The 19606-nt window shown below is 34.8% G+C and carries 18 protein-coding genes and 1 pseudogene; 7 read left to right on the top strand and 12 right to left on the bottom strand.

What is annotated here, in order from left to right; translation table 11 throughout:
- Nucleotides 1-38 precede the first annotated feature (38 nt).
- Nucleotides 39-812 (bottom strand): ABC transporter permease, encoded by a 774-nt coding sequence (locus tag QDN89_RS14375; RefSeq protein WP_280770849.1) that lies wholly within the window; start codon nucleotides 810-812, stop codon nucleotides 39-41.
- A complete protein-coding gene (locus QDN89_RS14370; protein WP_280770848.1) occupies nucleotides 799-1773 on the bottom strand; it encodes an ABC transporter ATP-binding protein in 975 nt (324 codons plus the stop codon). Before QDN89_RS14370 ends, QDN89_RS14375 begins: the two co-directional genes overlap by 14 nt.
- A 521-nt stretch (nucleotides 1774-2294) precedes the next feature.
- On the opposite strand from QDN89_RS14370, the pseudogene QDN89_RS14365 reads away from it, so the two are divergent.
- Nucleotides 2295-2756, top strand: a pseudogene (locus QDN89_RS14365) (TIGR00366 family protein); the annotation flags it as partial.
- 106 nt (nucleotides 2757-2862) lie between these two features.
- Here QDN89_RS14365 and QDN89_RS14360 read toward each other — a convergent pair.
- Entirely contained in the window at nucleotides 2863-3906 is a 1044-nt protein-coding gene (locus tag QDN89_RS14360; RefSeq protein ID WP_280770847.1) for a Gmad2 immunoglobulin-like domain-containing protein, read from the bottom strand.
- A 257-nt stretch (nucleotides 3907-4163) separates the two neighbouring features.
- Here QDN89_RS14360 and QDN89_RS14355 point away from each other — a divergent pair, with 257 nt between their 5' ends.
- On the top strand, nucleotides 4164-4985 hold the full coding sequence (locus QDN89_RS14355) for a vanadium-dependent haloperoxidase (protein ID WP_280770846.1): 822 nt from the start codon (nucleotides 4164-4166) through the stop codon (nucleotides 4983-4985).
- Nucleotides 4986-5067: 82 nt separating this feature from the next.
- Here QDN89_RS14355 and QDN89_RS14350 read toward each other — a convergent pair whose 3' ends face one another.
- Nucleotides 5068-5643, bottom strand: coding sequence for a maltose acetyltransferase domain-containing protein (locus QDN89_RS14350; RefSeq protein WP_280770845.1), 576 nt, complete (start codon nucleotides 5641-5643; stop codon nucleotides 5068-5070).
- A gap of 171 nt (nucleotides 5644-5814) precedes the next feature.
- Between QDN89_RS14350 and QDN89_RS14345 the strand changes: the two genes are divergently transcribed.
- A complete protein-coding gene (locus QDN89_RS14345) occupies nucleotides 5815-6531 on the top strand; it encodes a pseudouridine synthase (RefSeq protein ID WP_280770844.1) in 717 nt (238 codons plus the stop codon).
- 53 nt (nucleotides 6532-6584) lie between these two features.
- Here QDN89_RS14345 and QDN89_RS14340 read toward each other — a convergent pair whose 3' ends face one another.
- Nucleotides 6585-7019, bottom strand: coding sequence for an Rrf2 family transcriptional regulator (locus QDN89_RS14340; protein WP_280770843.1), 435 nt, complete (start codon nucleotides 7017-7019; stop codon nucleotides 6585-6587).
- A gap of 192 nt (nucleotides 7020-7211) precedes the next feature.
- Between QDN89_RS14340 and hmpA the strand changes: the two genes are divergently transcribed.
- On the top strand, nucleotides 7212-8444 hold the full coding sequence (gene hmpA / locus QDN89_RS14335; RefSeq protein WP_425335407.1) for an NO-inducible flavohemoprotein: 1233 nt from the start codon (nucleotides 7212-7214) through the stop codon (nucleotides 8442-8444).
- 57 nt (nucleotides 8445-8501) lie between these two features.
- Here hmpA and QDN89_RS14330 read toward each other — a convergent pair whose 3' ends face one another.
- Together QDN89_RS14330 and QDN89_RS14325 are read right to left on the bottom strand one after the other, a co-directional pair.
- Nucleotides 8502-9326: an alpha/beta fold hydrolase gene (locus tag QDN89_RS14330; protein WP_280770841.1), complete on the bottom strand. Its 825-nt coding sequence runs from the start codon at nucleotides 9324-9326 to the stop codon at nucleotides 8502-8504.
- A 218-nt stretch (nucleotides 9327-9544) separates the two neighbouring features.
- The gene (locus QDN89_RS14325) at nucleotides 9545-10966 is read right to left on the bottom strand and encodes an MDR family MFS transporter (RefSeq protein WP_280770840.1); all 1422 of its coding nucleotides are present in this window, start codon (nucleotides 10964-10966) and stop codon (nucleotides 9545-9547) included.
- A gap of 254 nt (nucleotides 10967-11220) precedes the next feature.
- On the opposite strand from QDN89_RS14325, the gene QDN89_RS14320 reads away from it, so the two are divergent.
- On the top strand, nucleotides 11221-11445 hold the full coding sequence (locus QDN89_RS14320) for a YuzB family protein (protein ID WP_280770839.1): 225 nt from the start codon (nucleotides 11221-11223) through the stop codon (nucleotides 11443-11445).
- A gap of 206 nt (nucleotides 11446-11651) precedes the next feature.
- On the opposite strand, the gene QDN89_RS14315 is transcribed toward QDN89_RS14320, so the two are convergent.
- The 4 genes from QDN89_RS14315 to pepF all read right to left on the bottom strand — a co-directional run bounded on the left by QDN89_RS14315 (nucleotide 11652) and on the right by pepF (nucleotide 17925).
- On the bottom strand, nucleotides 11652-12104 hold the full coding sequence (locus tag QDN89_RS14315) for a HEAT repeat domain-containing protein (RefSeq protein WP_280770838.1): 453 nt from the start codon (nucleotides 12102-12104) through the stop codon (nucleotides 11652-11654).
- A 124-nt stretch (nucleotides 12105-12228) separates the two neighbouring features.
- Nucleotides 12229-13302, bottom strand: coding sequence for a M42 family metallopeptidase (locus tag QDN89_RS14310; RefSeq protein WP_280770837.1), 1074 nt, complete (start codon nucleotides 13300-13302; stop codon nucleotides 12229-12231).
- Between the two features lie 77 nt (nucleotides 13303-13379).
- Complete coding sequence (locus QDN89_RS14305) at nucleotides 13380-15671, bottom strand: UvrD-helicase domain-containing protein (RefSeq protein WP_280770836.1); 2292 nt, start codon at nucleotides 15669-15671, stop codon at nucleotides 13380-13382.
- A gap of 442 nt (nucleotides 15672-16113) precedes the next feature.
- Nucleotides 16114-17925, bottom strand: a complete 1812-nt coding sequence (gene pepF / locus QDN89_RS14300; RefSeq protein ID WP_280770835.1) for an oligoendopeptidase F — start codon at nucleotides 17923-17925, stop codon at nucleotides 16114-16116.
- 288 nt (nucleotides 17926-18213) lie between these two features.
- On the opposite strand from pepF, the gene QDN89_RS14295 reads away from it, so the two are divergent.
- A complete protein-coding gene (locus QDN89_RS14295; RefSeq protein WP_280770834.1) occupies nucleotides 18214-18507 on the top strand; it encodes a hypothetical protein in 294 nt (97 codons plus the stop codon).
- A gap of 52 nt (nucleotides 18508-18559) precedes the next feature.
- On the opposite strand, the gene QDN89_RS14290 is transcribed toward QDN89_RS14295, so the two are convergent.
- Nucleotides 18560-19078: a TraR/DksA C4-type zinc finger protein gene (locus QDN89_RS14290; RefSeq protein WP_280770833.1), complete on the bottom strand. Its 519-nt coding sequence runs from the start codon at nucleotides 19076-19078 to the stop codon at nucleotides 18560-18562.
- Between the two features lie 227 nt (nucleotides 19079-19305).
- Here QDN89_RS14290 and QDN89_RS14285 point away from each other — a divergent pair, with 227 nt between their 5' ends.
- Entirely contained in the window at nucleotides 19306-19503 is a 198-nt protein-coding gene (locus QDN89_RS14285; protein ID WP_280770832.1) for a CDGSH iron-sulfur domain-containing protein, read from the top strand.
- Nucleotides 19504-19606: the final 103 nt, after the last annotated feature.

Raw genomic sequence — 19606 nt, 5'->3', positions numbered from 1 at the left:
TATCCTCTATACTCATACTTTTTTCTCATACCTGAACCTTAATATTGTCCTAATAACCCTTTTTTCATCGCAATTTTTTCGCATCGATGAAATACAATTAACCCTAATATGAAGTAAATAAAAGAATTCAATAATAAAATAGTGACATCTGAAAAGGCAATTTCAGACAAGGTAAGATTCTCTATCATCACTGTTCGAACGAGGTTGACCCCTTTAACAAAAGGAGCAAAGGCTAATATTGGTGCTACAGATAATGGAATGAAAACTAAACCCATTAATACAAACTGAAAAATTTGTAAAAATGCTTGAATTTGTTTCACAATAATCGCAAGACCAGCAATCATGAAACTAACACCAACCATACTAACCATCGTTATTAGTATAATTGGTATCGTAGTCATTGGATTTAAATTAAGCCATTGTCCTGAGGTACCCATTGCTGCAAACAGTAAAATGATCATGAGGATCGACTGCAAGGCGAATTGTCCAATGATTCGAGTAAGCATGATTTTCCATACTCCCATCGGTGACATATATAGTTGTTCTAACGTCCCCCTCATTGCCTCAGTAACCACTGAAAATCCTATGAAATTCATCGTCAGCATCGTTAAACTCCAAAACACAACACTAACAATCGAATATTGCACATTCGCTTCAAAACTTGCCGGATCACCAATAAAGACAATCCCAAAAAATGCTGCTAAAAAGATAATATAAAAAGTAACTAAAAGCGCCAATGTATTTGGAAAATAGCGTTTCATTTCAATATATTCTTTACGAAAATTTGCCTTTAATAAGTTAAGCCATCTCATAAATAGACTCCCCTTTCACTATTTGCATAAACACTTGTTCGAAATCTATGGATGTACGATCAATACTGTCGATAATTGTTTCTACCTCTTTGAATATATCGATAAGCTCATAAATATCTTCACTTCGGTCTAAATTCACTTCAACAATAGTTTGTTTCTGTTGTTTTTTATAGTTACACAGAGGGAATTTACGAAATAAACGTTTTTCTTGCTCACGACTTAACGGTTCTCCTAATTTAATAGAATAGGCTCTTGTTTCAAAAAAACGGAGTGAATTCTCGACATTCTCATCTACAACAACCGTTCCTTTATTAATAATGATCGTTCGATCGCAAAGTTCTTGCACAACTGGCATATCATGCGAACTAATGATAATCGTACGGTCTTCCTCTTTAACAACCGTTTTAAGTATTTCTCTCAATTCATAACTAATTTCAACGTCTAACCCTAAAGTAGGTTCGTCTAATAAAATAACATCCGTATTTGCCAATAATGCCACAGCGATAGCTAGCTTTTGTTGCATCCCACGAGATAATCCATTCACAAGTTCATTCTCTTTCTCTTTCAAATGGAATTGTCCGAGTAGCTTATCTACCTGTGCATGTACTTCTTTACGAGAAAGCCCACGATTCCCAGCGAAATATTCTAAGTTTTCCCTAACTGTCAAACGCCAATATAAATTTCGATTTCCTTCTAACACTGCACTGATATGACGCAATGCCTTTAATCTCTTCTTTTGTATATCTAAACCATTAATCAAAATCGAACCTTGATCTGACTGTAATAGCCCACAAATCATTTTGATTGTTGACGTTTTTCCAGCCCCATTAGGCCCAAGTAAACCAAGCACCTCTCCACGATGAACATCAAAAGATATGTCATTTACCGCGGTAACTTTTTCTTTCGTTTTTCTTTTAACGTACGTCTTATGAATACCATTCACTTCAATGATTTTTTCCACTCTCTGCACCCTCTCTTTTTTTACTATATAAAAAATTATAAATTGATTTGAACATCCGTCACACCTGCCTTAGGTTGAATAAAACTCAGCCTCTGGTTGGATATTTATTACATTTGAGATACATTATCGAAAAAAGACAAATAATTAATGATCAGAGATTTTAGTGCTTAAACATCGATCAACTATATAACACCAAGCATAATTCTAGAAATGTTTAATAGTTATTTATAAAGAAGGACAAATCGTATTTTCTATATTAAATGAAGAAAAGAAAGGAGGAAAAATGAATACGCTTACGTCATTATCAACTAAATTAATGCAAAGGTATTTACCGGATCCTTTTTTATTCGTTGTCCATTGTTCTTATAACAAATAAACCTATCCATCCTTTCCTTCCCGAATACGCGCGGGTAGCTGCTGAAAGGCACTATACATACCCTTTCCTTCCCCAATACGCCGCGGGTAGCTACTGAAAGGCACTATCTATCTCGCTTACTGCCTTTCATCGTCGACGCTTTCGCTCGCCACGAAATTATCTAACGTGCGTTTCGTCTGCTGTAAAAAATGCGGGAGGAATTATTATTCAATTTCCCTTTTACGCTGGAATAATGGGCATGATGGTGACATCAGGATTAGCAGTAACGTTTTCGGAATGGTTCGTTGCTATTTCGACGGAAACAACATTCCCATTATTTGCGTTTTTGAGCGCTGGTATTGTGAATTTTTTTGTGCCATCTGGCGGCGGTCAATGGGCTGTGCAAGCTCCAATTATGCTAACTGCAGGAGCGGATCTTGGAGTTAGTTCAGCAAAAACTGCTATGGCGGTAGCATGGGGGGATGCTTGGACAAACATGATACAACCATTTTGGGCACTTCCAGCATTAGCTATTGCAGGTTTAAATGCTAGAGATATAATGGGCTTTTGCATTTGGGTTCTTTTTCTAAGTGGGGCAATTATAGGCATAGGGTTGACGTTATTCTAAGAATAGTCATGTAACAGAGGAATTTGTTTATATCGAGGAAATACATTGTGTAATCAAATATTAATGGATGAGGTGGAATTCTAATAACACCTCATCCTATCATTCGTTACTCTATTACATAAACTGGAATGATTAACTCATGTAACTTTGATCCGTCTTTTGCACTTTCTTCAAATAAGATCACTCTTCCTGAATAATCAACAACGTCATCTAGTTCAATAACGATTTCAAATTCTCCCCATCCAGGTCCCCCTGCAGAAGCTGTTGTGAAACCTTCATCTAAAATATAATGACCATCTTCAAATTCATATGAGACGGTTCCTTCATAGACTCGGGCTAGACCTCTTACAACAATTTCACCTTTCACTTCACTATCTGCAGCTGGTTCATAAATTTTAAATGCATCATTTTTCATGGTAATTTCACGAGAATCTTTTTCATCGATCCATAAAAAATCGTCAGGCTCATTTGCAAAAAACGGCTCTCCGGAATAAACATGACCAAAAAGCGATTCAAGTACTTTCCCTTCCACTAAAACTTGTGTCTGTGCATATCCAAATTGCTCCATTATCATTGCAATCTGAGTAGCAAACATGGATTCGCCACTTGATCCCATGCTAGTCTTTAGAATTTCTTTAGATAAACTTACGTGGGCAACACCATCCACTTCTTCAATATATTCTACGATGACACCTGAATAAACCCACCCTGATAACTCTTCATGGTCAGGTCCCTTTAACCACTCTCCAATGGCAATTTTTTCTAAATCATCTCCAACATTTATTTCTACTTCTTTTTTAATGCGATACGTATCCATTAAATCACGATCAGAGAAATAGAGAATAAGATGGTGAGTTTCCTGTTCAAGTTCTAAAGCTTCCGATTCGTTTGCTTCTCCATTTATATCTTCATTTGTTTCTTCTTTGACATTTTCAACTGGATCATTCGATTTGGTTTCGTCTATTTCCTTGTTCTTTTCCTTCTCTTTCACATTATTTTCTTCCTCATTATCTTTAGTTTGATCTGATAAATTATTTAAATTTTCATTTACAATTTGATCATTACTATTACTACTATTCGCTGCATCGTTTGAACAAGCTGATGTTAAAGAAAAACAGATAAACATAAGAAATAACAATTTTTTCATCATAAAAACCTCCTCTTGAGATTTTTTCAAGAAAAATCATGTCCTTTTCTTAACGAACTATCAATATATACACTTACATTATACAGAATTTTCTGAATTTATGTGACGTAATATTTTCCTGACTACCTCTCACACGTTTTAACATTAGATGAATAAGATACTATTAAATTAGAAAGTGATTTTCTCGAAGTCATCATCTAAAAAAATTCATTCTTCAGATATGATAGGATATAGAAACTTTATAAGTAAGGAGTATGATCATGAAGAAAAAAAGAAGACATCCACCGCCAAAATGGTCGAAGTTGAACAAAGATAATTTAGAACCTTTACAACCTGAAGCTGGCTCTTGGCCAATGTATTATTTTCGGCGTAACTTACTTGGACAAATCACTGATTTAAATGGAAAGTTAGTCCATTTTAAAATAAAGAATCCCTATTTTATTGATTTTATGGAATCAGAAATTGAGATTGTAAAAAATACACTTAATAAACTGACGAACCAAGAAAGAGATATAGCAAAGTATTATAGTTTTGGTCCACCTACAAAACAATGGACACCTGTGATTGATCGTTTAATTGATACCTACGAAGTGACACCAGTGCATACTGCTAGAATTATTGCAATCACACAGGCAGCAATCAATGATGCGATGGTCATTACATGGCGAATAAAGTATTTAACAGATATTGCTCGACCAAATCAAATTGAGCCAAGTTTAAAAATAGTTATACCAACACCCGCTTTTCCAGCATACCCATCCGGCCATGCAACGATGTCCGGCTGTGCCGAAGTCATTTTAAGTTATTTCTTTCCGAAAGAAGCCACTCGTCTTAAAGAAATTGCCGAAGAAAATGCCTATTCTAGATTGCTTGGAGGCGTTCACTTTAAAGCAGATAATGATGAAGGTCTTCGGCTTGGACGACAAATCGGAAAACATATATTAAATTACGTTAGGAGACAAAGAGACGCTGCGCGTAATTTTATAGATAAACCTTTTGTAGAAAATAAAAACGCTATCCTTCCCCCACCGCCTTATGAACAAATAATTCCATTTCCACCTCTTAAAGCATGGCATGAATAGACGAACAGTTATGGCACTGTTCGTCTATTTATATTTGATCGAGATTCAAATTAAATCGGCTTACACTCTTAAGAACGGTAGGTTATATTTCTTTATAATCCAAGTCAATTTGTTTAATTATTTTCGCAGGATTACCACCAACGACTACGTTGTCCGGTACATCTTTTATAACGACAGATCCTGAAGCAATCACAACATTATCGCCGATTGTTACACCAGGGTTAATTACTGCTCTTCCCCCTATCCAAACATTATCACCAATTATCACAGGTTTTGAGTATTCTATTCCGGAATTACGTTCTCTTGGCGTAATAGGATGAGTAGCAGTATAAATATGAACACCAGGTGCCAAGAAACAATACTTCCCTATTTTCACAGGGCTAACATCTAAAATGACACAGTCGAAATTTGCATAAAAATGGTCACCAACATGTATGTTGTAACCATAATCACATCGAAAAGTTGGTTCTACAACGATGTTTTTTCCAATCGATCCGAAAAGCTGTTTGAGTGAATCATGTCGCTCTTCTATTTCAGTCTCGCTCGTTTGATTATACTTTCGCGTGATTCCTCTCGCTACTAAACGTTCCTGTTCTAATTGGTTATCAGAAGGATTATATAACTCCCCACTTACCATCTTTTCTTTTTCAGTTCTCATCCTATCTCTCCTTAAATGATTTTTTTATGTAAAATAGAAAATAGATAATAATCCATCATCGAATAGTTACATCTTTTAAGAACTTATGATACGATTTATCTTATCAAAAGTTCGTCTTAAAAACGTTCATTTCATTTAATATTCTTAGAAAACAATCTCTCACTTAAGGGTGTGTATCACATGCGTATAAACAAATTTATAAGCGAATCCGGAAAAACTTCAAGACGGGGTGCCGACAAATTAATCAAAGAAAAACAAGTGACAGTTAATGGTAGAATCCCAAAACCAGGATATCAAGTGAAACCCGGTGACAAAGTCCTCGTTAGCGGTGACCCAATACAGATGGCCAATAATTATGTATACCTCGCATTAAATAAACCTGTTGGGATTACAAGCACGACTGAAAAAAATGTCAAAGGAAATATCGTAGATTTAGTCAATCATCCACTACGAGTTTTCAATATTGGTCGACTGGATAAAGATTCCGATGGGTTGATACTACTTACAAATGATGGAGATATTGTCAACGAAATTTTACGAGTAGAAAACGAACACGAAAAAGAATATATTGTCTCTGTGGACAAACCGATTACGGATGAATTTTTAAAAAATATGGAAGAAGGAGTAAATATTTTAGGGACAAAAACCCTTCCTTGTAAAGTATATCAAAAATCAAAATTTGAATTTCAAATCATATTAACACAAGGATTAAACCGTCAAATTCGTCGTATGTGCGGAGAACTCGGATATGACGTGTTAAGACTTCAGCGAACGCGAGTGATGAATATTACATTAGGCAATCTTCCAGTTGGACAGTGGAGGGATTTATCCAAAAAAGAACGTCAACAATTGTTTAGAGAATTAAATTACCAACCGAAAGAATGGTAAAACTACGTCCATTCAAAGAAAAACGATCAGATTTCCTGATCGTTTTTTCATAATCACTTCAAAAGCAGTCTTTGTAGTTCGTTCTCATTTACTAGGAGATCGCTTAATGTATAAGAATCAAGTACGTTCATGTAAGCTTCCAACGCTTCATGTAAAACTCCTTTTAATCGACATGCCGATGTAATTTTACATTTATTGTTTTCTTTATCAAAGCACTCAACAAGATGCAATGGTGATTCTGTATGTCGAACCAATGATCCGATATTTATATCTGAAGGTTGTTTGGCTAGTTTAATGCCCCCATTCCTCCCTCTAATCGTCTCCACAAGACCAAATTTACCCAATTCAAACACAACTTTACTTAAATGGTTGTTTGATATGTTATATAAGTCTGATATTTCTTTTATATTTGATTTTTTATTTTCAGGTTGAACACCTAAGTAAATTAAAACTCTGAGTGAGTAATCTGTATAGGTCGTTAATTGCACCATTATCACCTATTTCCATCTAAATTATTGTCATTTCACTTTACCACATAATAGATATATAGAACCACAAATTGAGCTCGTGTTTTTAAGATGTATTTAATATATTGCTTTAAAGCACATTTACCTATACAATAAAAGATGTATTTCAAATACAAGTTTTATACTGTGACTATATTACAAAAGGGGTTTTTAATAATGTCAGCACCACAATTAGATGCAAAAACGATCGAAACAGTAAAAGCAACGGTTCCTGTATTAGCCGAACATGGTGAAGCGATTACGAAACGATTTTACGAAATGATGTTTGAAGATCATCCAGAATTAAAACACATCTTCAACCAAGCTAATCAAAAACAAGGAAGTCAGCCAAGGGCTTTAGCGAATACAGTCTATGCAGCTGCCCAGTACATAGATAATTTAGAAGCAATTGTTCCTGTAGTGAAACAAATCGCCCATAAACATCGAAGCTTACAAATCACACCAGAACAATACCCTATCGTAGGAAAGTACTTATTACTTGCCATAAAAGAAGTTCTAGGTGACGCCGCAACGGACGAAATTATCGATGCATGGGAAAAAGCTTATAATAAAATTGCTGAAGTATTCATTCAAATAGAAGAAGAAATGTATAAAGAAGCGTCCAATTTAAAAGGAGGATGGGATGGATTTAGAGAATTTGTGATTGCTAAAAAAGTTTCTGAAAGCAGCGTTATTACCTCTTTTTATCTAAAATCAAAAGATGGAAAAGCAATCGCAGATTTTACACCGGGGCAGTATATTAGTATAAGATGCGACGTTGAAGGAGAAGAATATACTCAAATCAGACAATATAGCCTATCTGATGCGTCAAACAAAAATTATTATCGTATCAGTATCAAACGGGAAAAAACAAGTGACAACACCCCTGATGGTATGGTCTCTAATTTTATGCACGATTATATTAATGAAGGGGATGTTGTAGAAATTACCTCTCCTGCTGGCGATTTTGTTTTAGATATGAAAAAATCTGATCCTGTCGTTTTACTAAGTGGCGGTGTTGGTTTAACACCAATGATTAGTATGTTAAGAACGGTCGTTGAACAGCAACCTGAGCGAGAAGTTACGTTTGTCCATGCCGCTATCAATAGTGATGTTCATGCAATGGACGATCAAGTGAGAGAGTTATCTAATAATCATGAGCATGTTAACTATTATTTATGTTATGAAAAGCCAACAGCGTCTGACCGTGCGAATCAACAATTCCAAAAAGAAGGATTTATCGATGAGAGGTGGTTAGAATCTGTTTTAAAAAACAAAGAGGCAACATTCTATTTTTGTGGACCTTTACCATTCATGAAAACGATAAAACATATTTTAGCAGATTGGAAAGTACCTGAAGAAAAAATTCACTTTGAATTTTTTGGACCAGCCGAACAATTGAATTAGATTAAAAGACCGACCAAGAGTTACTTTAACTCTTGGTCGGCTTTGGTTATTGTAACCTTATGCACCTTGACTGTCTTTTTCATGCACATATTTATGTTGTTCTAGAAAAGAAATCGCACTATCATTAAATTCTGCACTCTTTTCTAAATTGCACACATGGCCACAATTAATTAACTCCACTAATTGACTATATTGGTCTGTTGGCACATGTTTTTTTAGTAGTTTAATAAAGAGATGGTCTTCACTGCCAGAAATATAAAGACGAGGAACTTTACACTTTTCAATATTACGCGAAATAGACTTAACATATTTCGTCAATTCAAACCAACGAAAAAATTCGTCTTGCCGCATTTTTCTAGCTTCCACTATAAACATTGTCCGAGACTGCTTATGATTATTTTTCGGCATCATAATGTGAGCAAACAGTTGATAAAGCCACATATATGGTACAAACTTTTTCACCATATGACCAGCTGCTAACAATGTTTTTGATAGCGTATTAAATTGCATGATCATACCACCTAATACAGCTGAATACATTCTTTCTGGATACATTTTCGCAAAATGATGAATAAGCACTGAACCTAAAGAAATTCCGATAAAATGAGCCTTTTTAATTTCATATTCATCCATGATTCTTAAAATCATATCAGAACAAAGGTCAAATGAATATCCAACGTCCCATTCTTTCATTTCCGGATTAGGATAATGACCTGGAAGATCAATCGTCATGACATGAAACCCTTTTTTAAAATGCTTTATTTGCTTATACCAAATTTTCGAGTTTCCTCCAATTCCATGAAGAAGAACAATCCAGGGAGCGTTCGGGGTTTTTTTATTCTTAAAAATTTGATGATTAAGAATCGATTTAGGTAGAGACATGATAGCATTTCTTCCTTTCTATAACAAAAGCACGAAACAATATATTTTTTAGAAATCACTATTTGAACCTTATTAACATACTAAATAAGTATACCACCCTTAATATTAAACTTGTGACCGATATTTATGGTAAAAAAAGGTCCTGTTCTAATATAACAAGACTTTTCTAGTCAATCAAATGAGGAAGTTTCTATACAGGCAACTATTCTGCTTCAACACTAAACTTGTTTTGACATATTCGTTTCCTCATTTTCACCGTCCGGTTGTTGTTTTGGGAGAAAACTTGCAACAACTACACAAGCGATAGCAAGTATAAACAAAATAATAAATACAGATTGGAGCCCTTCAGCTAAAAGATCAGGGGCAACATTTGTCCCATTATTTGTTTGCCCACCAATATGTTGATTTAATACAGTGCCAAGAACAGTAATTCCTAGAGTTTGACCTAACGTACGAAGAAAAGCATTCGTTGATGCCGCAGTGCCACGATTATTCCAATCAACAGATGATTGGACGATAACGGAGAATATCGTCATTGATAAACCAAAACCTAATCCTACAAAGAACATGATAATAATTAATGTAAAATTAGGAGTGGTATTCGTAATAAAGGTAAGGGCAAATGTTCCACCAGCAATGAGACTCACCCCAGTTAGAGAAATCGGTTTGGTCCCTAAACGAACGATAAATTGACCACTTAAATAAGCTCCTAGAGGCCAGCCAAGTGACATTGGTATTAATGTTAAACCTGAAGAAGTAGCTGCTAATTCAAGTACCCCTTGTACCCATAAAGGTAAGTAAGCCGTTAAACCAATTAATATCGATCCTAGTAGTAATCCACAAAGGTTTGCTACTAATAAATATCGATTCCTAAACAAACGAAATGGAATCATTGGCTCTTTCACTTTCAATTGAATAATAACAAAAGCAACTAAAAAAACGATTGCAGTTGAAAATAAATAAACCATGCTCTGGTCATTCCATGCAATTTCATTCCCTCCTGAAAGAAGGGCGTATAACAAAGCACCTGTCCCTATTATAAATGTGAAAGCTCCTCCGAAATCAATGGACCGTTTACGTTTTTCGATCTTTTCTTCAAGATTTTTACCTATTAAATACATTGCGACGAGTCCAAATGGTATATTAATATAAAAGATCCAATGCCAAGTTAGAAAATCAACAAAAAACCCTCCTACAAGTGGACCAAAAATCCCTGCAATACCCCAAATTGAGCCAATAATCGCTTGAGCTTTTGCTCTCTTTTCATATGTAAATACATCACCAACGATTGTGAACGTCATCGGCATTAATGCACCTGCACCAATTCCTTGAAGAGCTCGAAACATGATAAGTTGCTCCATCGATTGTGAAAGTCCACAAAGGGCAGAACCGATTAAAAAGAGCGTGGCCCCTGTGATAAAGATCTTTTTTCTACCGTATAAATCTGCTAGTTTCCCAAAAATTGGTGTCATAACAGCATATGTTAATAAATAAATAGCAAAAACCCAACTAATTAAATCTAATCCACCTAAATCTCTTGTAATAACAGGCATTGCCGTACTTATAACCGTTACTTCAATGGCTGCTAAAAATGTTGCAATAACAAGTGCAGTAATTATTTTTCGTTGATATGGATCCATCTGCGTCCCTTCTTCCAGCAAAAAACAGTCTATTCGCTCATTTTACTATCAATTAGATTAGATTACTATCATTGAAAGTTGGATAAAAACAACACCCTAAACAAAACTCAATAATATTTTTCTCAAGCAAGACAATTGCAATTTCATCAACGGAAGAGGTAAAATACACCAAAGTCAACGTTTTATATGGTAACGTCAATGTTTTAACCATTCAATCATCCATTGACTGATTTTATTGACAAGGTGTGTTGGGAATGCCAAATAAATTTAAAGTCTGTCACAAGTGCAAAGCGACAAATATTGATACACTAGTTCCAAAACTAGAACAACTAGACCCTAATGCAAAAATTAAAATAGGTTGTCAATCATATTGCGGACCTGGGAAAAAGAAGCCGTTTGTCATCGTAAATGATAAAGTCGTTTCCTCAAAAAAAGAGGAAAAACTAATAGAAAAAGTGGAGAAACGAATGAAAAAATAGATAATTAAGTTTATGGAAGGAAGCGGATTATCATTTACCTTAATCCACTTATTTAACTTTTTTATGTATATCTTTCATTGATCCAGTTCGTTTTTAGGGCTCATACTTTTGCAAGTGCTCCTTTGCATGAGAGTTATACTTAGAAGTCCCTTAAAAACATCAATCAAAAGAAAAACTCCTGCTACATTGCAAGAGTTTGTAAATGATTATTTTATTCTTCTAGAAGGGAGGCTTGACCAAGTTTCTTCTAACCAAGAATCAAATTCTTCGCCCTTTTCTCCTTCATACGTATCGTACAAATCAAGTCTCATTTTTTTCACTTTGTCTTTGAAATCTTCATAAGAATGATCCGCAGGAAGACTTTTTTTAATTCGAATGAGAATCTTTTTCGTCCCTTTAATAGGGTCTTCATTCTTATATTCTGGCTTTGAGACTTGCTCCCCTAAAGCCTTTAATTTTTCATAAGCTGCTAATTGGACTTTGTAAACTGGGTCTCCTAACATGCTATGTTTTAATAATTCCATTGTTTCTCTGTCTTTCCATTCACCTAATTCTTCCACTGCATCCAAACGCTCTCGCCAATTCGACTTCCGATTTATTGATTTTTTCAATTCTGCGAGGTTTTCTGGTCCCTCTTTATTCGTTTCATTATTACTCAAACTATTCCATCCCTTTCATTCCAAAACTCTAGGTAAGTTTTTCCTATCCATTATTGTACCATGATAATCGAAATGACATACGTACAATTTAATACTTTTACTTCAGTCATTGATTTATCTTCTTTTAATATGGTTCAAGAAACGAAAATGTTGTGTCCTCTTTTAGTGATAATATAAAAGCTTTTAATAAGTTTTTCGTAGCAATGAGATCATTCATATCAATAATTTCTAATGGTGAATGAGCATATCTCGAAGGAATAGACAAAACGCCTGTGGGAATCCCTCGATTTGCCAAACTCATTGCTCCACCATCCGTCCCTATTCCAGGAAAGATTTCCATTTGGTAAGTTATTTTATTTTTGACTGCTAATGCAATTAGATGATCTTTTACTGCCGGATGAGAAATCAAACTAAAATCAAGAACTTTAATTCCTGTTCCTCCTCCAATAGATAACGTATTATCCATCATTTCTTCTGGGGTATCGCTAACTGCAGTTGCATCAATAGCAACTGCAACATCCGCTTCTGTTTGTTTTGCTGCCACTTGTGCCCCGCGCAAACCGACTTCTTCTTGCACAGTAAAGATCGCAGTTAATGTTCCAGAAAATGATGTGTTTTCTAATTCTTGCAATGTTTTAATGAGCACCGCACACCCCGCTCGATCATCAAATCCTTTCCCAACAAAACGACCTGTTGTCTCGTTACCGAGAAAATCCATATTTGGTGCCCATGTGATTGGAGAGCCAAGTTCAACTCCCATATCAATCGCTTCCTGTTTGCTTTTAATACCTATGTCGATGTACATTTGACGATGATTTCTCACTTTATTTGCATCATCAAATTTTGCATAATGGGCAGGAATACTTCCAATTACTCCAGTTAACAATCCTTTTTTAGTTCTTATTTGAACTTTTTGTGTTAAAAGAATTCGATCATCATGACCACCTAATTTTTCAAACCGAATTAATCCATTAGATTCTATTTTTTTCACTATGAATCCTACTTCATCCATATGTGCGGTCATAACCATTGATGGCCCTGGTTGTCTGCCTTTTTTTATAGCTATCACATTTCCTAAAGAATCAATTTTAATTTCATCGACAAGTGATTTCACATTGTCGCGAATCCATCGAATCACTGGTTGTTCATATCCACAAGGTCCATGGAGAGCCGTTAACGTTTCCACTAAATTTTTCACAATAAAACCTCCTGTATTCATTAGATTATAATACCTTTTTGCTTAGTAGAGTTATTCAACAAGTGATAGTTAGACTTCTACGAATATTTTTTAACCTCACGTTCTTTTTTCTCCATAACACCCTTGCATAGTGGACAAACCTTAGGATCTAGAGTTTCTTTTTCATTTTTATTCACCTGTTTCCAACCATTGCAACGAGAGCTGGTACATTCCCAAACAAGAGCATTTACTAATTTAAATTCTCTGTTTATAGGATTACTCTTTCTTTTCTTACTAGTCTTATTCATTTCTTCATGAGATCTGGTTACTTTATCTACACCGTAAGCCTCCATGATAAATCGCGACACAGCAACTTTTCTACCTCGATACAGAGAAGGGGAACTAATAATAATTTCCTCTTTTGCTCTCGTAATAGCAACATACATTAGGCGACGTTCTTCTTCTACCGCACATTCTATCTTTTTCTTTCCTTCTCCTGCAATCAGTAAATCTTTTCTCTCGTCTGCTTCAAGCGCGGAGCTGTGTGGCAAAATTGTTTCCGAGGCTCCTATCAAATAAATAACAGGATACTCCAACCCTTTTGCTCGATGAATCGTCATTAATGAAATAACGTCATTTTCCATTTTGTTTCTTTGATTAAACATTTGGTTATGTTTATAATTAATCTCATCAATAAACTGAATATATTCTTTCACAGAACTAAATTTCTTCGCTGATGTAAGTAACTCTGATAGCGTTTCTTTCATCATTTCTTTATCTGTTGTTAGTGTTTTTCTATCATTCGCTTCCAAATATTTATCATAAAAACTTCTAACCTCTTTGATCGCTGATGTTGGCGACAATTCATGCAGTTTATCAATCATTTTCATACGTTGGTTAATTTGTTTCTTTTGATAATCTTTTAAATGCGGAAGACGCAGCAGATAGTTGACTAATTTCTTTTCGGGAGTAAACATTTCTTCAGTTTCAATGTACTTGATCGTGTTTTCCCTGTTTAAATACATGCTAGGTAAAATGTTTTCTAGTGCTATTTTGTTTTGAGGGTTTAAAGATAACCTCAAATAATCAAGCACTGGTTTGACAATCCCATGTTCATAGAACGTTTCCCCTTTAGTATATGTGATAAATGGAATTTTTTTCAAAACCATTTGATCAAAGATCGCTCGACTATTGGTTGCCGTTCGATGCAATATCGCTATATCAGAGTACTTACGTTTACCAAATTGCACATCTTTTATGATTTTTTCGACTAACCATTTCGCTTCATCATCTGTCGTATCAGGACTTAGATAGATAGGCTTTTGATCTGGATCTTTACTTGTCTTAAGCGTTTTTTTATGTCTTAACTCATTATTTTTTATTACGTTGTTACTAAGGGAAACAATATGAGATGTTGACCGATAATTAATATCTAAAGTGATTTTTTTCACTTCAGGGAAATCGTCGGAAAAACGAAGAATAATCGAACTATCTGCTCCATTAAAACTAAAAATCGTTTGATCATCATCTCCTACTACGAAAAGATGGTTAGATGGTTTGGCGATCATTTTAATCAGTTCATATTGTATCCGATTCGTATCTTGCCATTCATCACACAAAAGATATTGAAACCTCTTTTGCATTGCAGTTAACAATCGCTCATCTGTTTTTAATAATTTATACGCTTCTAATAACATATCATCAAAATCTAATAATTGTTTTTGCTGTTTCCAAGATTCATACTCTGTTAAAACAGCTTTTATTTCTTTTTCTAGAGAGTTTTCCGCTTGAATATCTTGTACAGTTTTCATGTTGTTTTTATGTGAAGATAAAATTGCTAATAGTGTTTCAGGTTCGTATAAGTCTTGTAACTTACGTTGTTTTAGAATCATTTTAATCGCAATTTGTTTTTGCTTTTCACTACTCAATATTTGTTGATTGTATCCTTGGCTCTTTAATAATCTGTAAAAAATGGAATGGAACGTTCCTGCCGTAATACCATTAACCATTTGCTTTGATAGTCCTGGTAGTTTTGCAATTCGGTCTTTCATCTCTTCCGCTGCTTTTTTTGTAAAAGTAACAAGTAAAATATTCTTTGGATTGACGTTATGTACAGAAATTAAATATCCCGTCCTCGATGTAAGAACCCTTGTCTTACCACTACCTGCTCCCGCTAACACAAGCGCTGAGCCCTGATAATGTCTCACAGCATCAATTTGAGATTGATTTAATTGCATCCCTGTAGCTTCGAGGGATCTGAAATAAAAGGCATCTGACTCTTGATCCGATACAAGATCAACACTCGATTTATTTGAAGCTAGCTCTGCTAGCGCTAATTCTAATTTTTTTGCTCCTTTTGGGTATGTTTGATAGGCATTCAAATTTTCCATAATGTATTCACCGACTTTAGGATATATTCGTTAATTGCTATTTTAAATCGTTATGGCTTTGATTTCAAAAAACGCTGAACAACTTCTAATATGTTCATATTCGCATGTAGACAACATCTCCATCAAATAGTTTAACTATTGATTTTTGAAATCACAAGCATAAGTTTCAGGTTACTTGATGTTATTATAACCTCTAATTATACATACTACTTAATAGTTTCACGCACACTTTCTTTCTTTTACTCGAACATGTACGGCAATTTCTTACCTATTCGTCTTTATGAGCAAATGTTATTCTAATTATTCATAAAACAATGTTTCATCTCTAATATAATTATAAAAAAACTTGCACTAACTCTCTCAAAAAGAGTCATGCAAGTTCTGATCACTAAACCAATAATTAATAGGCTACTAGTTCATTTCTTATTTCTAAACTCAACATCTATTTGTAACTTTTTTCTAAGTCTTCTACTAGTGAGCCAACATACGCAACAGCTTTTTGAATAGGTTCAGGTGTTGTCATATCTACACCTGCAAGTTTCATTAGTTCAAGAGGTTTTAAAGTTCCACCTGCCTTCAAAGCAGTTAGCCATCGATCCACGGCAGGTTGACCTTCTTCCTTGATCATTTGTGCTGCAGCTGTTGACGCTGTTAAACCAGCGGAATACGTATATGGATAAAGCCCCATATAATAGTGTGGCTGACGCATCCACGTTAAACCAGCGCCTTCATCTATTTCGACAGCATCTCCCCAGAAATTAGAAAGAAGTCCCATTTTTTGCTCAGATAAGATATTTGCTGTAATTGGTATTCCTTTATCAGCTAAATCATAGACTCTACGCTGCAACTCTCCTTCAAGGATGTGAGTCACGAAATTATGGTAATACGTGCCTAGAGATTGAAGAATAACCCACCTTCTCATTCGGTCATCATGAGATTGTGCAATAATATGCTGACTTAACAACATTTCATTCATCGTAGAAGGAGCTTCAATAAAGTATCTCGACGGACGAGTATTTGCTAATTTTTGATAACGACCAGCAAGACTAAAGTGTCCCGCATGACCCAATTCATGAGCTAACGTAAATGCATTTCTCATGGAGTCGTCCCAAGTGAGTAAAATATATGGATGAACGCCATAAGGACTAGAACAAAACGCACCAGATCTCTTTCCTACATTATCCGCAAGATCTACCCAGCGATTATTTACTCCCTCTTCCATGATCTCCATGTATTCTGGTCCCATCACCTTCAACGAATCAAGAATGAGTTTCGTTGATTCTTCATACGTTGTCTCAGGATCAAAATCTGGATCCAATGGCGCTTTTAAATCACTATAATACATTTTTTCTAATCCTAACATTCGTTGCTTTAACTTAGCATAACGACGCATATGAGGAGCTAGTTCCTTTTGGATTGTGTCTAACTGATTATTGTACATTTCTTTAGTCACTTGCTGATCATGTAAGAGCATGTCTGTCGCAGAATCGTAATTTCGTAATCGAGCTTCCACAACTTGTTTCTTCACTTCTGTTGCATACGTCGCTGCATACGTATTTTTATACTGGTTCATCGTCTCCACAAAACGATCATAAGCTTTCCTTCTTAACTCTGTATTCGCTGACCCTTCATACGTTGGAAAGGAGTTAAAAGTTAGCGGATATTCCGTTCCGTCATCCGTTCTAAATGATGGAAAAGTCATATCAGATGTTTTACTTCGTTCATAAATCATAAATGGTGCACTATGAATTTCACCAAAAGCAGCTAATACTTCTTCTGCTTCTGATGATAATTTATAAGGTTTTGTTTCTAATAAGTCCATCAACGGTTTGCGGAATTTGTCTAATCCCTCTACTTCTTGTATGTATTTTTCCACTGTCTCATTTGTTAACTCGAGAATTTCTGAATTGAAAAACGACGTGCTCGCACTGTAACTCGAAAGCATCGAATCAACTCTTGCAGCATTTGATTGGTTAGTGGAATTAGTACCATCTTCAGATAAGCGAAGAGATGAAAAAGCTGCTACACGCATGACCCTTTCCTCTAAAGCGTCTTTTGCTTCTAGACACTCTAACAAAGTTTCTCCACTTTCAGTAAGACGACCTTTATATTTTGTTACGAGATCAAAATCATTTTGTACCGCTTCTAATTCTTTCTCCCATTCCTCTTCCGTATTAAACAGATCTTTTAAATTCCATGTGTGCTCTAAAGGAACTTCTGAACGAGTTAACGTTTCTTTGTACTCTGTTTTCATAAATATTCCCCTTTCAAATTTTAAGAAATGACTATTATGAAAGATCACTTATATTTCGACATACGAAATATATATACCTATTGTATCCGAAATATCAGAATATTGAAATGAATAATTACTAGTTTCTTTCATATTTCATGAAAAGTATTGTTAATTTGGTATCAATATAAGAATTTGTGTTTTTAACATGGCTTCTCCTTCTAATACATTTCATTGTTTTAATTTAAAAACAACTCTGCATGTCTTTTTAAAAATTTGGCCATAATATAAATGAAAGGAGAGGATATGATGAAAATAGATATGGAGTCTTTAAGCAACCAATTGCCTGACTTTGATGATCATGAAACAGCAAGAGCTTGGTTCAAAAATAAGTTTGATGATCGGTTTTCTTTAAAAAATAGTGAAAACGATAATGGTAAAAAAGTACATTATTATCATATTATCAAAAATCCAGAAACATATAAGTTATATATGGAAAGTTTCTCCAAACCAGTTAAACATGAAATTACGGAAATGGAGACCCTAGAAAGTTACTCAACCGTTGAAATTACGGAGGATGGTGACATAAGTTTAACGTTATAAGTATAAATTCAAATAAAGGCTACGTAAATTTGGCGTAGCCTTGTTTTAACATTTATTCTTTATCTTCATCAAATGAGTCTACTTCCGAATCTGACGTTCCATGTTCACTAACCGTGTTCCATGTATCTTGTCTTAACTCTTCTTTAAAACTCGTTCCATCATGGTCTAACGGTTGAATGACTTCTTCTTCTACAGGACGTTCTCTTTTACTTTCTTGTTCAATAGCATGAGCATGATCGATACAATATTTTGCTGTCGGTACAATTTCCATCCGTTCAATCGGAATCTTTTTATTACAAACGGAACAATAACCATAGTTACCATCTTCGATCGCAGTAAGCGCCTCGTTTACTTCTTCTAATTTATCATTAGTATGTTGGTCTAACGCTTTATCTTTTTGTTGTTCAAACATTTCTGTACCAAGATCACCAGGATGATTAGAAGTATAAGATAATTCTTCTCCTTTTGAATATGTTGCTTGGTTATAGCTAGATTCAGAAAGGGATCCTTCGTAATCCTCTTTCATTTTCATTAATTCTTTTTTAAAAAATTCGCGTTCAGTTTGTTTCATCTTTGTACCCTCCAAAATAAATGCAAGATAAATTATTCAATGGTCCTTCTATTCACGAATAATCTTTATATTAAACACCCCCTTAATTATCTGAATTTATTGACATTTATTTCTTGTCGTCGTATGATTGTCTTGAATTTGAGATATTTACAATCGGATCATTTCCCATGGTTCATACAAAAATTAAAAGGTCCTTCTCCGTGCAATTTTCGAAAGGGGGTGAATCTATGTCAGATGTTAAAATAACAGTTACTGATAATGGTCCCGTTTTAGTAAAAGGCGATATTGAACTTGTAGATGGTGAGGGGAAGAAATACGAAACGAAAGGAATGACAGCTTTATGCCGCTGTGGTTTATCATCAAATAAACCATTTTGTGATGGAACACATAGTTCCGATTTTAAAAGTTGTGTAAGAGTAGACTAAAATACAACAAAAACGGGAAGACCTTAATCAAAGGGCTTCCCGTTTTTGTTGTCTCATTTAATCTATTAAACTGAAATGCTTAAACTAGGACTTCTATCACTAT

It is taken from the genome of Salipaludibacillus daqingensis (genome assembly GCF_029891575.1).
Taxonomy (GTDB): domain Bacteria; phylum Bacillota; class Bacilli; order Bacillales; family Salisediminibacteriaceae; genus Salipaludibacillus; species Salipaludibacillus daqingensis.
The sequence above is the reverse complement of the archived record's forward strand: the minus strand, read 5'-3'. Positions and strand labels throughout refer to the sequence as shown.

Bases quoted from the DNA above. Each gene is read 5' to 3' on its own strand.
- QDN89_RS14285 (WP_280770832.1), top strand. From the start codon at position 19,306: ATGTCAGATGTTAAAATAACAGTTACTGATAATGGTCCCGTTTTAGTA.
- QDN89_RS14375 (WP_280770849.1), bottom strand. From the start codon at position 812: ATGAGATGGCTTAACTTATTAAAGGCAAATTTTCGTAAAGAATATATT.
- QDN89_RS14295 (WP_280770834.1), top strand. From the start codon at position 18,214: ATGAAAATAGATATGGAGTCTTTAAGCAACCAATTGCCTGACTTTGAT.
- pepF (WP_280770835.1), bottom strand. From the start codon at position 17,925: ATGAAAACAGAGTACAAAGAAACGTTAACTCGTTCAGAAGTTCCTTTA.
- QDN89_RS14290 (WP_280770833.1), bottom strand. From the start codon at position 19,078: ATGAAACAAACTGAACGCGAATTTTTTAAAAAAGAATTAATGAAAATG.
- QDN89_RS14305 (WP_280770836.1), bottom strand. From the start codon at position 15,671: ATGGAAAATTTGAATGCCTATCAAACATACCCAAAAGGAGCAAAAAAA.
- QDN89_RS14350 (WP_280770845.1), bottom strand. From the start codon at position 5,643: ATGAGAACTGAAAAAGAAAAGATGGTAAGTGGGGAGTTATATAATCCT.
- QDN89_RS14325 (WP_280770840.1), bottom strand. From the start codon at position 10,966: ATGGATCCATATCAACGAAAAATAATTACTGCACTTGTTATTGCAACA.
- QDN89_RS14355 (WP_280770846.1), top strand. From the start codon at position 4,164: ATGAAGAAAAAAAGAAGACATCCACCGCCAAAATGGTCGAAGTTGAAC.
- QDN89_RS14320 (WP_280770839.1), top strand. From the start codon at position 11,221: ATGCCAAATAAATTTAAAGTCTGTCACAAGTGCAAAGCGACAAATATT.
- QDN89_RS14360 (WP_280770847.1), bottom strand. From the start codon at position 3,906: ATGATGAAAAAATTGTTATTTCTTATGTTTATCTGTTTTTCTTTAACA.
- QDN89_RS14330 (WP_280770841.1), bottom strand. From the start codon at position 9,326: ATGTCTCTACCTAAATCGATTCTTAATCATCAAATTTTTAAGAATAAA.